This window comes from Sphingobacterium athyrii, assembly GCF_003071065.1.
In the GTDB taxonomy this organism is placed as follows: Bacteria; Bacteroidota; Bacteroidia; order Sphingobacteriales; family Sphingobacteriaceae; genus Sphingobacterium; species Sphingobacterium athyrii.
This window is the reverse complement of record NZ_QCXX01000002.1, coordinates 230,966-248,029: the sequence shown is the minus strand read 5'-3', so window position 1 is coordinate 248,029 and position 17,064 is coordinate 230,966. Positions and strand designations below refer to the sequence as shown.

8 protein-coding genes are annotated in these 17,064 nt (G+C 43.1%); all 8 read right to left on the bottom strand.

What is annotated here, in order from left to right:
- Positions 1-31 precede the first annotated feature (31 nt).
- The gene (locus DCO56_RS07495) at positions 32-2,725 is read right to left on the bottom strand and encodes a glycoside hydrolase family 88 protein (protein WP_108633703.1); all 2,694 of its coding nucleotides are present in this window, start codon (positions 2,723-2,725) and stop codon (positions 32-34) included.
- An 87-nt stretch (positions 2,726-2,812) separates the two neighbouring features.
- Entirely contained in the window at positions 2,813-4,000 is a 1,188-nt protein-coding gene (locus DCO56_RS07490; RefSeq protein WP_108633138.1) for an alginate lyase family protein, read from the bottom strand.
- A 19-nt stretch (positions 4,001-4,019) separates the two neighbouring features.
- Positions 4,020-6,590 (bottom strand): glycoside hydrolase family 95 protein, encoded by a 2,571-nt coding sequence (locus tag DCO56_RS07485; RefSeq protein ID WP_219929341.1) that lies wholly within the window; start codon positions 6,588-6,590, stop codon positions 4,020-4,022.
- 4 nt (positions 6,591-6,594) lie between these two features.
- Complete coding sequence (locus DCO56_RS07480) at positions 6,595-9,069, bottom strand: glycoside hydrolase family 2 TIM barrel-domain containing protein (protein WP_108633137.1); 2,475 nt, start codon at positions 9,067-9,069, stop codon at positions 6,595-6,597.
- A gap of 36 nt (positions 9,070-9,105) precedes the next feature.
- Positions 9,106-10,560, bottom strand: a complete 1,455-nt coding sequence (locus DCO56_RS07475; protein ID WP_245935791.1) for an alpha-L-fucosidase — start codon at positions 10,558-10,560, stop codon at positions 9,106-9,108.
- 18 nt (positions 10,561-10,578) lie between these two features.
- A complete protein-coding gene (locus DCO56_RS07470) occupies positions 10,579-12,147 on the bottom strand; it encodes a RagB/SusD family nutrient uptake outer membrane protein (RefSeq protein WP_108633135.1) in 1,569 nt (522 codons plus the stop codon).
- An 11-nt stretch (positions 12,148-12,158) separates the two neighbouring features.
- Positions 12,159-15,248: a SusC/RagA family TonB-linked outer membrane protein gene (locus DCO56_RS07465; RefSeq protein WP_245935790.1), complete on the bottom strand. Its 3,090-nt coding sequence runs from the start codon at positions 15,246-15,248 to the stop codon at positions 12,159-12,161.
- A 287-nt stretch (positions 15,249-15,535) separates the two neighbouring features.
- Positions 15,536-17,050, bottom strand: a complete 1,515-nt coding sequence (locus DCO56_RS07460; protein ID WP_108633134.1) for a RagB/SusD family nutrient uptake outer membrane protein — start codon at positions 17,048-17,050, stop codon at positions 15,536-15,538.
- Positions 17,051-17,064: the final 14 nt, after the last annotated feature.

The following is a 17,064-nucleotide window of genomic DNA, read 5'->3' as shown; positions in this document are numbered from 1 at the left end:
ATAATCATTCCATTTTATAAAGCACCAATAGTTATTTATTTAACCTATCGTTTAATTGTTGCTCATAAAGCGACTCAATCTGCATTTTTTTGTTTTGATTTTCCCAAAATCCAATGGGCCTATCTTTAAATCTTCCGGGGATTTTTTCGCCGCTTACTCCTATTGCAAAATTTTGTCCTGATGCCCAGGGTCGCTGTACCGCCGCTCCCCGGACTTTGCAATTCCATAATACCTGTGTAACTCCGGCCCAACCGTGCCCACTTCCCCAGTTGCCCCGGTCCTGAACATTAATTTCGCCATCGGTCGTAATCTGATCGTACAAGGTACCTACAGCCCAACGATGATGTGGACCAATATCCGCGTGCGTATCCGTTGCAGCAGACATACTAAATACATTTGGCCCCAATGTTCTCGCCCCAGTGACGTAATCATGCCTTCCTTCTGTGGTATATAATTGCGTAAACAGGTTGAGCTGTCCATTGTTATTGAAAGAGTACCGACGCCCCCCTGTAATTTGAGATTTAGCATCAAGACATTTTGACCTGATGACTGTTGTCTGTTTTGCTAAGGGTCCCAAGCTTACTGCCGCATAGCCGAAATAGCGAGCTGTAACGTTGCGCACCCAGGCATTTTCAACTTTATCAAGCTCAACGGCTATCCAGCCATGATTTTCGTCCGTTTCATTGGTAAATTCGGATTCAAAACGTAGATTTTCAACCCCTACTTCCTGAATACGTCCCGGAAACTTAAAAGGTACGACCGATACTTTACCAAACTGCGGATCTATGGCCATAACGACCGGATTATCCAAAAACAACGTATCTCCGCTAATGGCTGCGATAACACGTTCAAATTTCAATTTATATTCTTTGGTTGTCCATTGTTTTGTTCCTTCCCTTGCTATAATTTGGTCCATTTTAACTGCTTTAATCCAGGCCGCATTGAGTTCATAAGAAAGAAGTATTGATGCCCCTTTCTGAAAATCGCGACTGTCGTCCACAACGACATACTTACTTCCGACGGGGATATATATTGACTGAACCACATGTCCTTTAGCCTGGTCTTCGACATAGTTACCATCACCTGAAATTTTCAATAGGCTACGCTGTTGCTTTCCTGTGGCACGCAATAGCGTTTCACCTTCATCATCCCCTTCTCCTCTCAATACGATACCACTCGATTTGATCAGTAGACTGCCGGGTATATTGTAAATTCCTTTTTTCAGCGTTATCGCCCCTCTATATCCGTTTTTATCAAGGGGTTTGTTTGAGATTTCATCGATGGCACGTTGTATCATCTGCTGATCAGTTCCATCTGCTGTAGGATGCAATGAAATAGTGCTGCCAACAGCTGGGAGCGGTCGATTTCCTTGGTGATAACCAACCCGACTGAAATCAGGTACCATATTTCCCTTATCATCCGGAAAATAAATAAGTTTACCTTCGGGGTCTTTTCGAACCAGGCTAGACTGTGCCCGTCCCGAACGCAAACTTTCCTCCCGAAGCAGGGCTTCCAAAAAATAGTAATCGGCATAACTTAATGGCTTATCTACTTCGGTATTGGAGGGTTTTGACCCGGTACTATGCAGTAATATAAACCCTTTATTTTTATTTGGAGGGGACATGTAGTGGTCAATCAGATTAGACATTATTGTCCGCGCTTTGCTCAAATAGTCTTTCCCCTGATTGCTAAATGTACTCAGCTCCAATAGTCCCGACGCGATCACGGTGGCAGCTGAAACATCCCTCGGTTCATTCGGAATATGAGGTGCATCGAAATCCCAATAAGGGATTAAATCCTTGGGCATACGTGGATGGCCAAAAAGCCAATGCGCGACCTTTTCAGCTTGCTGCAGGTATTTTGGATCACCGGTCTCACGATAGCACATGGTATAACCATAGAGTGCCCATGCTTCTCCCCGAGCCCAGGTAGACTCATCACTAAACCCTTGATGTGTATTTTTGTGCTGGACTTCACCTGTTGCAGGATTATAGTCAATAACATGATAGGTACTATAATCCGACCGAAAATGATTTTTCATCGTTGTGTTTGCATGACTTACAGCGATATGATAATAGCTAGAGTCCCCGGTCAATTTTGTTGCTTCAAAAAGCAATTCCAGATTGAGCATATTATCAATAATGACCGGAAAATCCCAACGGTGGCTATTATGATCCCAGGAACGGATGCATCCGACCTTGGGGTTAAATCGTGTTGCCAAAGTTTTAGCGGACTGGATTATAACATCCCGATAATGTGTATTGGCCGTAAGGCGATAACCGTTACCAACACTACAAAAGATTTTAAAACCCATATCATGGGTCTTCCCATTATATTGTTCGTCTTCTATTGAGCTTGTCAATTCGTCCGCCAGTTCTTTCCATTTTTGTTTTCCGGATTTTTCATATAAATACCATAAAACCCCGGGGTAAAAACCACTTGTCCAATCGCCTCGTTTAACGGCCACCAGCTCGTTATTTTCGGAAAGCGTACGTGGGGAAGCTAATGTGGAATCAACTTTTTTTAGCACCTGCAGTTCCTTGTAGAGCAGCTGCGACTGTCGATCCGCAAGATCCCAGGCTTTTTTCAATTGCTTTGCGCTCTGCGCTTTTGTTTCCTGAATGCCACAAAGGATAGTTGTCAAGCCCAGTATCGAAATGATAAATCGTCTTTTTCGGATAAAACGATTCGAAACATCAATATATTTTGATAGCAGTGTATTCATATTGAACATGATATTACATTTAGGTTTGTTTAAGTAAAAGGTTAATCGGTAAGATTTACACGCCGGAATAAAATTATTATCCCTGCATTACAACCATATTAAAGGATTACGGATAGGCAAGTTGCGAATGACCTCTTCCTCCTTGGGGTTATGATCCAGCTTAGCCCAAAGTTGCAAATAGGTACTATCTTGGTAAGCATTTGCAGCAAAGACAAGAGCAGGTTGGGCGACAGGCCATTGCTCCCAATACATCACGTCTTTTTGATAAGGCCATTTGTTCTTATCACTGATATAAGGTATCACAAAATCCACTCCTTTTTTGATGGTACGTCCATCGGGTAACGTATATTGCCACAACGGTTCATTTGTTGTAGACAGGATATGGCAAATCATGGTCATCGCATCAAGGTTAAAGAGGGAATAGCCAAAAGGCTTGGTCCGTTGGAGCTCCCGCGGAAAGCTACCATCTTTTTCCATCTGATTGGGTAATAAAATTTGCTGGTAGCGTTCAGCACACATCTTGAGCAAAGCCGTATCCTGCACTAGACTGGCAAAGGATGCGACCTGCATCACCCAACAGGTGCCATGATTGTTTGCTGCATCCATTTCATCTTTACCATATTGGTGTTCTGTCAACCAGCGCAGATATGTCGCAAACCAACGATGTATGGCACTTTTGGTCGACTGTGGAAAATTTGGGTCATTTTCGAGCACTTTGACACCCTGCGCCACTTCCATTAAATGAATGGTATCAATAATGCCTATACCGCGACCTGTAAATCGACCTTGTACAGCTTGGGCATACAGCAGATTTGGATTCATCATCGTCTCCGAGTCGACAAACCAAGCTTGCAAATGAACCAACGCCTGCTGCACATATTTTTTATCCGGATTCAAACGGTAGGCCGAAGCTAGGGCGCCGATAATTCGGCTAAAACGGATCATGGCTTTTCGATGGTCAACAAAGTTGGCTGGATTGCTCATACCATCCCGTTGGACATAGGGGCCGCCCGCATCCATTGGATCTGGCCACCAATAGTCGCCTTCCGAGTAAAAGTCATGGATACCACCACTACTTCGAACTGCAGGGTAAGCCGTCACAGTCAAAGGCTTTTGCTTCATGGCCCATTTTGATTGCTTTTTTATAATAGGACGCAAAACCGTCATGATTTTACTCTTGAAAGATCCATTGGGTTCATTGGCCTCAGCGAATAGGGGGAGCAGCACAATCCCAATACATGTGCAAGCTAGTCTGAAGATTGATTTTAAATTCATTTCCTTAGATTTATATAAGCTATATCGGGATAATTCGGTACTCCTTGCCCTTGACTGTTTGAAATTCAATTTCAAAAGTTTCTTTGGTTGATAAAGGCGATAATTTTTCGCGGTCAAGGATATGGTATTCTAATGAACTTGGTTTGTATAGCAATTCATTTTCAGCCCCATTGGCTTTATTCCCATTTGTTCCAATTACTTTCACTGGCATAGAGGTCCGCAACTTGCATATTCCACCTATATTGGAAACGATGCGTGCCTCTTGCAATTTATTATCCTTCCAATCGATGTCTACCGTAAAGTTTCCTCTTGCTTTAATTCCCTTGATATGCCCTGTTGACCACTCATCGGGCAGCGCTGGCAACAGATGAATAGCACCATCGTGACTTTGCAAAAGCATTTCAGTCATTCCAGCTGTTGCGCCAAAATTGCCGTCGATCTGAAAAGGGGGATGTGCATCAAATAAGTTCGGATAAGCACCACCTCCGCTCATCTGAGCGCGATCCAGTTTGGGATCAATAAAGTTCAACGCATCCTTAAGAATTTTATAAGCGTGGTTTCCATCCTGTAATCTTGCCCACCAATTTGTTTTCCATGCCATGGACCAACCTGTGCTCACATCACCGCGCAAAAGCAGTGATTTTTTTGCTGCAGCGGCCAATTCACTATTTTCTGTAACGCTAATCTGGTTGCCCGGATAGAGGCCAAAAAGATGCGAAATATGCCGATGCTGATCTTTGGGATCATCCCAATCTTGAAACCATTCTTGCAGTTGACCATATTGTCCAACCTGATAGGGATATAATTTTGCACGCGCCTGTTCCAATATCGACTTAAACTCAGGGTCGATCTGCAGTACATCGCAAGAGCGAATAACCGCAGTAAATAACTCGCGAATAATGGCCATATCCATCGTCGATGCCATGGTCAATTGATATTCCTTTCCTGCTATTTTAATTGTATTTTCAGGCGATGTGGAAGGATTTGTTATCAAATATTTGTTATCAGGATCAGCGATCAGCCAATGCAACATAAACTGAGCCGCCCCCTTCATCAGTGGATAGGCTTTAGTTTGGAGAAAAGATTTATCTCCTGTAAAGCGATAATGCTCCCACAGATGTGTGCTGAACCAAGCAGCGGCCATTGGCCACGCAGACCATCGTGGCATACCTTTAGGGTCCCAGTCATACCCTCCCGGAGGAGAGGTCTTAGCCCACAAGTCCGAATTATGGTGAACTACCCAGCCTTCCTTTATGTTGTAATTTACGGCAGCAGTTTTCGCTCCATTGACGGCCAGTTCCTCCATAAAATCAAATAGGGGCTGATGGCATTCGGACAGGTTGGTATTTTCCGCCAGCCAATAATTCATTTCGGTATTGATATTCGTGGTGTAATTACTTCCCCAAGGCGGCTGTACATGATCATTCCAGATGCCTTGCAAATTGGCTGGTCTTCCCCCTTGTCTCGAACTAGCGATCAGCAAGTAACGTCCAAAATGATAATACAAAGTCAGTAAATCCAGATCTGTAGGGCCTTTTGAAAATTGCATAATCCGCTGATCCGTAGGTAAATCCACATGTGTTGAAGTTCCAGCCAGTTCAAAATCTACCCTGTTAAATAGCGATCTATAATCCTTCTGATGATCAGCGAGCAGTGTTGTAAAGCTTTTTACCGCGACCTGTTTCATTAAACTGCTAACTGTCGCCTTTACATCTTTTCCAGCTTGGCTCGGCGATTTGTCGAAACCATTAAAACTGGTCGCTTCTGTCAGTAATAATAGCACCTCATCAGCACCAATGATACGAAGCTTATCCTTTTCTTGCTGGACCTTCCCTCCTTTTGCCTGTACGTTAACACGCATTTCGAAAGTCATCCCCTTTCCCTCAATGCTATCGTAAACCACCTGTTTAGGTTCGTAATCCCGATTGGCCACAAAACTGGGGGCTTTGCCCACAAGGCTTAGTACATCGTTGCCGAGTGCTGAAACGGTACTTTTCAGTTTACTGGTCATGGACAGATCCAAAGTGATCGATTTAGCTTTATTTGCTTTTAAGCGAATGACCAAAGCTTTGTCCGGATAACTGACAAAGCTTTCTCTTTGATATTGGACACCTTGATACAAATAACTTACCGTACTTACCGCCCCCTCCAAATCCAAATCCCGCCGGTAAGCATTTACCTCCTTCTCGTCTTGATGAAAATCCAGCCACAGATCACCCATGGGTAAATAACGTGCTGAATAAGGGCCTTGCATTTTCTTCCAGAGCACAGCAGCCTCTTCATATTTCCCAGCTAAAACAGCTTCACGTACCAATGGTAAAATTTTCGGACCATTGGGATTGTTTCCAGCCTCAGGTTCGCCCGACCACAGGGTATTATCATTAATCTGAAAACGATCCCTGCTCACCCCGCCAAAGACCATTGCTCCTGTCGTACCGTTACCCAATGGTAGTGCCTCCTCCCAATATGCAGCAGGTTTATCGTACCACAGTTGGCGCTTCTTTTGTTTATGTTGTGCATGACCACAGGTAGCAATGGCCATGATTCCGAGCAAAAGAAAAAAGCTCAAATTAGTGTTTAATTTTAACATCTCACTATTTTTCAATTGTCAACAACGTACTTTTTGATTCGTCCATCCGTCCGGACACAACTGCTTTTCCCGCGGATAAGCGAAGCCGTATCAAGGCTCTTCCATTGTATGCCTGTACTTTTCTCGCCCCTATGGATGTTCCCTGATCAATGATCAGCTCACCATCTCCTGTAGCATCAAAATAGATCCAGTTTTTGGCATCCAGACAAAGAATACCATCTTTATCCAATACCTTGGCTTGTACGGTTATGATATCATCTTCCCGTGCAATTTCTTCAACCTGTAATTTCGCAGGTTTGCCCCAACGCTGTGTCTGATACACCTGCTCAATTTGATCTGTTATAAGCTCCTTACCATTTTTGGTAATAGCTTTGATCTGATTTTTTCCCTCACGTAACTTCACCATCCAACGCAATCCGGCAGCAGGAAAATCTTGGCTATTTCTTTTCTTTATCCCCTGACTTTCGCCATTAACAAATAGTTCGACCGCCTTTGCATTAGAATATACTTTGACCATCTTTGCTTCATCTGGCTCCCCCCAACGAACAGGCCAAGAGTGTCCGTAGATATGCAACATGGGTTTTGAAGTCCAATACGACTGAAACACATAATAGGACTCCTTCTTCGTAAAATCGCGTTCGACGACACCTTTCTGGTTGACGTAGGGAATTGGATTATCCGGCCGAACAGGTGTCGAAAAATCTTTAAAGGGCCAATATGCGGTACCCGTAAGCCAAGGCATGGTTTCTTGCTCCTTGAGGTGCCAATCGATCAAATTACAGATATAGCTTTCACTCCAGTCACCATCTTTGGAAACTCTTGCAGCCCCCCCCACGAGAGATGCATCGCCAGCCCGTTCATCGGTGGCACCATCACCTTCTATTTTGGCTAGTGCCCGATCCGGATCCTCGGCATGGCGGCGAGCATGGCTATCTCCGCCCCATTCCACATGAAGAAAATGTCTAACCTTTTTCATTTCCTCTGCCGAGGCCGTTTTATAGTCTGTATACACTCCACGATACCAACCAGCCCAGATAGAGGGTGAATACACATCCACAATATCTTTACAAAAGTCACAACGTCGTATGGCTGTTTTTCGACTGGGATCCAATTGGTGGGAAAGGACGTGCAATTCACGCATAAATGTCCTGATTTTCTCTTTGTCGAATTCGGGGAAATCGCCGGGCCAATCATTTTCATTACCGAGCCCCCAAATAATGATCGAAGGGTGATTATAGTGCTGCTCAATCATATTTGTCAGCATCCGTTTCCCTTGTTGCTGATAGATTTCACCACCCAAGCCACCCCGGCACCAAGGGATTTCCTCCCAAACCAAAATACCAAGACTATCACAGGCTTCGAGCACCCTGCGGCTTTGCTGGTAATGCCCCAACCGAATAAAATTGACGCCCATCTCTTTCATCATCGTCATTTCCTGTAAAATCTGTGCATCTGTCATTGCCGCGCCTACAGCAGCATGATCTTCATGACGATGCGTGCCCCGAAGCAAAAGTCTTTTTCCGTTTAATAAAAAGGGGCCATTATCTTTAAATTCTACATGCCGGAAACCAAAAAGGCTCTCTTCTTTACATGTCTGTCCATTGCTTTTGACAATGGTTACCAAACGATACAAAGCGGGATGATCAGGGCTCCACAATACTGGTTTTTTAACCGTTAATTTTCCAAAGTCAAGAGATCCTTCCACCGAACGAACAACTGGTGTCTGACTCAGTAGCAATTTACCCGAAGGGTCATAAAGCTGTGTTTCGACATCAAAATTTGAGCTGTTGGATGGTGTTAATAGCCGACCACGGATTTGCAATACCCCCTGTTTTCCATCTGCATCCACTGTAGGGCTAACAAAGACTTTTTCTAAGGCTGTCTGTGGTACATATTTTAAATTCAGATGGCGGTAGATGCCACCATATAGGTTAAAATCGGATAGATCCGAAGGAATCATTTCGAGGTCACGCGAATTATCTACCCGAATTGAAAGCGGTATCTTCCCTTTAAACTGTGTTTTATAGGCTTCCGTTTTTTTAAACTGTTCGACAGCCTCAGTAATATCTACTGTCCATTCGTCATAGCCACCGACATGTTCCCCAACCTTTTGCGTATGGATATAAACCGTAGACTTTTGTCCTGCACCTTCAAAATGAAGCAATGTACGACCATTTGGATAGGGATTTTCAATGGTTAATGTCTTTCTATACCAACCTGGGCCCTGATAATAATTGACAGCTGGATCAACAGCATCTAAAGCATTATAACAATGAGGCAAACTAACTGTTTGCCATAGGGGAACGGATTCCGGATTACCAGCTCCGACCGGTCGTACAGCCTCCCAAATCCCTCCGAGATCACTCTTCAGAAAGTCCCATTCTTGGTCAACGCGTCTTGATTCCTGCGCTTGGAGTTGTAAGGTGCCAAATCCCAATAGCAGTGTCAGTATCTTATAAAATTTATTTTCTGTTATCATTAATATGCTTCTCTTTTCTTAATCTTTAGATCTGGGTTATTCATCCAAGGCTCCGGTTTTCATTTTCTTTGCTGTGGCGGTCTTCTCTTTTTCTAGTTTTCCAGCCAACTCAATTTTGATCACAGTTGCGACAGGATCAATTGCCTGTTTGGCAACCTCAATTTTGATCGCATCAGACTGCGATTTCACTTTAAGCGTTTTACCATTCGCTAAAAAACTGGCTTTTAAAACTTTATTTTTTATTGGAAGAACGATCGTTCCATCTTGAGGCCAATCAAATATGGTCAGGTAAAGCAGGGTCTTGTCGCCCTGTTCCTTCATTGTGCATCTTCCCCACTCAAAAGGTTGCAGCGGACTGCTTTTGGTTGCGTAAATTGCTTCACTGTTTATTTTCATCCACTTGCCTATCGTCGCCAACCTATCTATGCTTTCCTGCGGAAAGCTTCCATCGGGTTTCGGGCCGACATTGAGCAAATAATTCCCGCCTTTTGATGCGATATCAACCAAATTACGGATCAATATTTCTGCCGGCTTCCATTTCTGGTCAGACGTACGAAAGCCCCAGGTTCCGTTCATAGTCATACAAGTTTCCCAATGCTTCCCTTCCAATTCGCTCCAATCTGGGATTTTCTGTTCAGGCGTCTTTGTATCACCCGGAAAATTTGGTCTTTTCAAGCGGTCATTGGTAATAATATTGGGTTGCAGGCGCAGTTGTTCCTGTAACATGCTCGCCGCTTCATCGGTCATATTTGTTGGCGTATCCCACCACAAGACGGAAATATCACCATAATTACTCAAAAGTTCTTTCACCTGTGGTACAGCTACATTTTTGATATAGTCGTCAAAACTCGCAGTTTCTTGCTTTGGGTCCCAATGGCCTTTATGTGCTAAAGTATAGGCATCTATTTTGGCTGAATCCGGATTAGGCCAGCCTTCGCGCATGAGTTTTCGGGCGGCCGAACCTCCGGGATTATTCCAGTCCTGCGCTTGCGAATAATAGAATCCTAATTTGATTCCATACTTTTTACAAGCTGCGGCCAAAGGCTTTAACAGATCTTTACCATAGGGAGTTGCATCAACCATATTCCATTTGCTGGTTTTTGTCTCGAATAGCGCAAAACCATCATGATGTTTGGCCGTAATAATGAGGTATTTCATACCGGCATCCTTTGCCATCCGCACCCATTCATCGGGGTTATATTGTACAGGATTAAATTGGCCTGCCATAGCCTGATATTGGTCAACAGGGATTTTTGAACGGTTCATAATCCATTCCGCTCCACCCCGAGCCTGTTCATGACCACGATAGACACCGCCAAATTGTGCATATACACCCCAATGGATAAACATCCCAAATCTGGCTTCCTCCCACCATTTCATCCGTAGACTATCAGGTAGTTTATTTTCTTGCGCCATTGATGCGCTACTGGATATTCCTGAGATCAGGAGTATCAGGAATAATATTTTATACATCTTGAGTTTAGTTTTCATGCCTATAATGGTTATATTTTAGAAACCTTTTGTCTGCGTAAATTTATCATTTCCCAAACTTTTAGCAATATCTACTTCGGACTGTGGTACAGGCCATAAGGTATCCCGCTCAGCAAATAAGCGCATTGCACCATCGGGATCTTTGGTTTTGTCCATGACTTGTTTTATAAGTCCCCAACGCTTTAGATCAAAGTAACGCTGTCCTTCCAGCGCCAATTCAACACGTCGCTCGTGACGGATAATAGCGCGAAATTCTTCTTTTGTCAATCCGGAACTAAATTGCAGCAAAGGCATTTTCACATCTGCACGGGATCGTACCTGATTCAATGCATCTACGGCTGTTTGCTCAGGTCCAGCACTTTCGTTTTTTGCTTCTGCATACATCAGCAGAATATCCGCGTAACGAAGAAATACCCAATCTTGATCACTTTGTGTAGCGTAGCTGGTTGGCCATTTGGCTTCATTGATATATTTCCTGGGCAAGAAGCCTCCCTTAACATCCGCCGCCACAGGATCAAAGGCAGAAGAAGCTGTTGTTCCACGCCATACCCCCTGATAGATAATAGTTGCCTTCAATCGGGGATCACGATTTTCATAAGGATTTTTCGCGTCATATTTGGCAGAAGTACTAATATCTTTGCCATCAATACAATAATAAGAATCAACCAGATACCCCAGCGGTTGTACCGTCATTAAATAGGAGTACATCATATCTGCGGGGCTATACATATTAGGTGGTAAAAAACGCGCTGAAAACATAATTTCAGGATTACTATTTTGGCCAGGTTTTCTAAATAAATCCCGATAGCCGCCTTGATAGATCGAAAATTTGTTTTCATCCATCACCATCTTTGCCACTGCGGCAGCTTCAGTCCATTTTTTATTTGTCAATAATACTTTTGCTTTATAACCGAGTGCAGCACCTCTGACAGCATGTCCTTTATACGCGGTATTTGGCAACTTTTCAATGGCATAATCAAGATCGGCTAAAACAGCTTCTAAAACTTTGCTTTTTTCAGTCCTTCCCAGTCTAGCGCTGGCATCATCCAAACCCAGGGGCTCAAGTGTCAGTGGCACATCACCGTAGAGATTGGTCAGTAAAAAATAATAATGCGCGCGAATGAAACGGGTTTCGGCTTTATAGCGATCCCGATCCTGCTGGCTCATGCTGGTGATACGGTCTATATTGGCAATCAATTTATTACAGGCTGCGATTGCTTGATAGGAGATCTCATAACCTTCCGCCTGCATACCGCCTGTCGTTGAGGTCAATCCACCTCTAGAAATCGTATTAAAATTATTGGATGTGCTGGATATGAATGCATCATCGGACAAGCCATCCCAGAACATGCTGGCCCCACCCCAGCCCCCCCGGGCATTGGAAGAAGATGTAGAGTTATATCCCCTACATAAGAATTCATATACGCCCGATAGTGCAAGGTCTGCATCCGCCTGGGTTTTCCAAAAAGTTGATTCAGGTATTTTATCAGTTGGATTTTTATCTAAGAAATCTTTTGCACAGCTGCCCAGCGCTGTGGTAGCCGCCAAACAAAAATATAGATATGTTTTTTTTAGTTTAATTTTCATGATCTCATCAGTTAGAAGGTGATATTAGCACCAAATGCAAAAACTTTATTTTGAGGATGGGTTACATAACGTCCTGAGGTCGCCCCACCACTGGACGATACGCCGCGTTCTGGATCTAAACCTGGGAACTTCGAAAAAGTAACCAGATTATCCGCGGCAAAATAAACACGTAGTCCCGAAATACCTGCCTTTGATAATGTATTCTGTGGGATACTGTAACCTATTTGAATATTTTTCAACCGTAAGAAAGATCCATCTTTCAAGAAAAATGTAGAGGCCGTCCGTACATTATTTGCTGCAGGCGAATTGTCCAATCCTACAATCGGCAATGATGCATTTGGATTTTCCGGTGTCCAGGCGTCCATCCATTCTCGCGTGAAAGTCCCACCTTGTCTAAAAGGAACGATTCCCCATTCGCTAACAAATATTTTTTGGCCTTGAGATCCAAAGAAAAATGCTGTAAAATCAAAGTTTTTCCATACTGCGGTTGCATTAAATGAATAATCAAAATCTGGAAATGCCCCAGGTACTACAACGCGGTCATTATTGTCCACCTTGTTATCACCATCGACATCCGCAAATTTCAAATAGCCAGGTTGCGCTGGGACTTGTTGTTTTGGCGAACTTGCGATCTCTTCCTTCGAGCGAAATATTCCTACACTTTCCAGCAAGTAGAAACTGCCATATGGTAAACCTTCCCGAATAATGGTATTTCCTGAAATACGTTCAGCCCCATATTTTATAACCTTATTGCGATTGGCCTGGATATTACCATTTAATGTTAAGGATACCTCCCCAATTTTTTCACGGTATTGAAGTCCGAGTTCGATCCCTCGATTACGCAACGTTCCATAATTTACGGTCGGTGCAGTAAGACCGATATAGGAAGGGAATGCTGTCGATGATGACAGAATATCGGAGGTCACTTTATTGTACCAATCAAAAGAGGCTGTCAACTTATTATTCCAGAATCCAAGATCAATACCAAAATCCAATACTTTGGTACTTTCCCACTTGATGCGTTCATTTGCCATAGCAACCTGACGTGCTCCCTGCTGTAGAGTTTCTTCAAAGGGATAGGCGAAAGCTGAGCTGTAAACAGTTTGATAGGGATAGTTTCCGATATTCTGATTCCCGAGGGTTCCGATAGAAGCCCTAAGTTTAACTTCATTGACTGTCTCTTTAAGTCGTTCTCCAAAAAAAGCTTCATCTGAGATCTTCCATCCTGCTGATACCGATGGGAAAAAGGCCCATTTACGATTTTCGGGAAAACGTGAAGAAGCATCATAACGGGCATTTCCTTCCAACAGGTACTTGCCTTTGTAGTCATAATTCAAACGTCCATAATAGGATCTTAGAGACCATTCATTCGTGATACCACTATTGGACTGTTGTCCCGCCCCACCACCATCCAATTCAAGCAGATCCTTATTAGGGAATTGTAACCTACTGCCAAATAATTTTTGCGTTTTGTTATATTCTGCCTGTGTACCGGCAAGTACTTTCAAGTTATGATCTCCAACTGACTTGTCGTAAGTCAGTTGGGTATACCCAACAGGATATACATTGTTATCATCAGTCACCTCCAATCCTTGTCCTCCGACATCCAATTGACGTGCAGGCAGTGCATCTGGTTTTGCCTGCCACATGTATTGATTGATCACAGGCTTGTTCGTATAGTTTTTGGTAAATCCATAGGTCAGACCACCACTAGTTTTCCATTCTAACCCCTCCAACAGTTTTACATTGACAAAAATATTGCCCTGCATAAAGTAATTGTTCAGTCTTGTGAATGCATTTTCAGCAACGGCTACAGGATTTTTATTGGGTGACTGAAAAGGATATGCTCTTGAGGTATATCGTCCACTACCATCCGGAAGTACAGGACCATATAATGGAGATTGACTTATTGTTGAAAGGAACTGATCTTCGGCTCCATTTCTGGGATATTTTCGATCACCGTAATTCAGCGTAATGCTTGAACCAAAACTTATTCTATCATTGATTTTTGAGTTCAGATTCAATTGGAGATTATATTTCTTAAAGGAAGTCCCGATCATAATATCGGGCTGATAAACATAACCGAGGATAACGTTATAATTGGTTCCATTGGCACCACCGCTTAAACTTAAGTTATGCGTTTGCACCGGTACAGTTTTAAACACGGCATCCAACCAATTAAAGTCAGGATAAAGCGTTTTGTCTGTCGCATTTTTATAAGCATCAATCATTTCCTGACTGAACAGCGAATTCGCATTGGTGATCCCTGAATTTTTAGCAGCTTGATTATAAAGGGTCATATAATCTACCGAATTATAGACCAAATCAGGTAATGCTGAAGCCTTTGTTATTCCAACATTGTAATCGTAGCTCAGCTGGGCTTTCCCGGATTTACCCTGTTTGGTTGTCACGAGGATCACCCCGTTTGCAGCTCTTGCCCCGTAGATTGCTGCTGAGGCTGCATCTTTTAATACCGTAATATTTTCAATTGCCTGTGGATTCAGGTTTTCCAGACTACCGGGAATCCCATCCACAATGACCAATGGTGCGGAAGAAGCACCATAAGATCCTAATCCCCTAACTTGTAAATTCACATTTTCATTACCCGCCTCTCCGGATCCCTGTGTCACACGAAGTCCTGGCATACGCCCTTGAAGTAATTGGGTAGGATTAGTCGCAATTCGTTTATTCAAGGTTTTTCCGTCTACTGCAGCAACTGCTCCCGTCAAATTGCTCTTTTTCTGCGTTCCGTACCCTACAACGACGACTTCGTCCATTAGGCTACTTGATTCTTGTAGTACGAGATTGATATGCTCTTTTTTATCAACAGCTATTTCTGTTTTTTCTCTACCTACCAGTGAAAAAATCAGTACATCAATATCCTTGGCAAGAATCTGATAATTGCCGGATACATCTGTAACGGTTCCATTCTTTGCGCCTTTAATCTGTACTGTCACCCCCGCGAGTGGTTCGCCCGCCGGTGAGGTTACTTTTCCTGATATTTTCAACTGTGACTGTGCGAACACTTGTGGTGCGGCCATACTCATTAGCGAAAACAAAAGCAACCCTTTCCCTACCGTTTTGGTTATCGGTGCTATCATAGTTGTCTTGGTTTATTTGGTTATTTAACTCAATAAATGAAACCAAAGATCAAGAATAGCCCCCGTCCAAGCGGGGTATTTTTCGTTCAAATAGGTGGAAAAAATGTCTTTTTCCTTGATTTATGACAGAATTGAATGGATTTTGAAGAAAATTAAATTTTTAATCGCTGTTTCTTTGTTGGAGATAGCATAAAAATGCGATGTCTATACTCAAAAAGAAAATATCAACCTATTTATAAGTTGATATTTTCTTTCATTTAGCTTCAAAGTAGTCTGATACTAGTATTTTAATACCCTGGATTTTGGGGGAGTAAATTTGTATTACGTGCGATTTCATCCTGAGGAATAGGCATCAGCGCATGAAAATCTTTTACTTTTGGCTGGCTTTCATAGGCTCCCTGCCTAGTAAATGCATCCACTACTTGTCCCCAACGTTTGATATCATACCATCTTTTCCATTCAAAAGCTAATTCAACACGACGTTCTTCCTGCACAGCTTTTCGAAAGTCTGTCTGCGACATACCCGTTGCCAGGTCGGCAGGATAATTCTGTACTCCCTGTGGTGTATATCTTGCTCTAGCCCGAACCGCATTTATATAGGTATATGCTTTCTCTGTCGGTCCACCTTTACTTTCGTTTAATGCTTCAGCTGCCATTAAAAGAACTTCAGCATAGCGAAAGATAACATGTTTGATATCCGAATCCGAACCATCCGCTCCAGCATTCGTACCCGGATGCAAACACCATTTTGCTGTATGTATACGAGGCCATTTCCATTTCTGATAAGGTGTCATCACTCCTTTTATCGGTGTTTCGGTCAGAAAACTAATTTTCTTTCTGTAATCTTGATCAGAAAAACTACCATATACGCCAGTTGATGGTACAAGAACGCTCCAACCCAACATATCAGCGTCCCGCACACCGGTCATCGGTGCCGTATAATCTTGATTGGATGAATTTTCTCCGGTAATTCCGCCCAGAAAATCAACGACCCAGACATGCTCAGTCTGAAAACCAAGATCAGCATCCCATAGGTTATTATAATCTTTAACCAATGCATACTGGTATTTGTTTGCATCATTGATCACAGTCTCAGCCATCCTGGCGGCATCATCCCATTTTTTTAAGACCATATAGACCGAAGCCAACAAAGTCTGAGCGGCTCCTTTAGATGGCCTCGCTTTGTTATTATTGGCATGGGTATCCGGCAAATTTGCAACCGCATATTCACAGTCTGCGATGATATTGTCATAAACCTTTGCTGCCGGAGTTTTGCTGATTGCAATTACTTTACTTGGATCACTGACGAATTCACCGATATATGGAATATCCCCAAATAGCTGCACCAAGTGATAGTAATACAAAGCCCGGAGTAGCCTCGCTTCGGCAATAAGTGCCGATTTTTTAGTCTCATTCATTGTTACGGCCGGGATACCATCTATTGCGGCATTTGCCGCGCCAATACCCAGATAAGCGGTTTTCCACACAGCGAGCAGATCCTGATTGCTCGCATCATGCGTAAAACTGTTCAATTGAATCCGACTAGACTGCGTACCTATATCAGCAATATCAATGTCATCCCCCAGCAATTGCAGTACCATGGTCAATCGCCGCCCATAAAAATCGGCATTGGCTAACAGCCCATAAATCCCCATCACGGAAGCTTCTGCATCCGCTTCTGTCTTAAAATATTGCTTGGGATCCAAAATACTTACCGGTTCCTCGTTCAGTTTGGTACAGGAAAACAGGCTGGTAAAACACAGCGTCGTAAGTATAATACGATATATCGTTATCTTTTTCATTAGCATAAATTATT

Bases quoted from the DNA above. Each gene is read 5' to 3' on its own strand.
- DCO56_RS07475 (WP_245935791.1), bottom strand. From the start codon at position 10,560: ATGAAAACTAAACTCAAGATGTATAAAATATTATTCCTGATACTCCTG.
- DCO56_RS07465 (WP_245935790.1), bottom strand. From the start codon at position 15,248: ATGATAGCACCGATAACCAAAACGGTAGGGAAAGGGTTGCTTTTGTTT.
- DCO56_RS07460 (WP_108633134.1), bottom strand. From the start codon at position 17,050: ATGAAAAAGATAACGATATATCGTATTATACTTACGACGCTGTGTTTT.
- DCO56_RS07470 (WP_108633135.1), bottom strand. From the start codon at position 12,147: ATGAAAATTAAACTAAAAAAAACATATCTATATTTTTGTTTGGCGGCT.
- DCO56_RS07495 (WP_108633703.1), bottom strand. From the start codon at position 2,725: ATGAATACACTGCTATCAAAATATATTGATGTTTCGAATCGTTTTATC.
- DCO56_RS07490 (WP_108633138.1), bottom strand. From the start codon at position 4,000: ATGAATTTAAAATCAATCTTCAGACTAGCTTGCACATGTATTGGGATT.
- DCO56_RS07485 (WP_219929341.1), bottom strand. From the start codon at position 6,590: ATGTTAAAATTAAACACTAATTTGAGCTTTTTTCTTTTGCTCGGAATC.
- DCO56_RS07480 (WP_108633137.1), bottom strand. From the start codon at position 9,069: ATGATAACAGAAAATAAATTTTATAAGATACTGACACTGCTATTGGGA.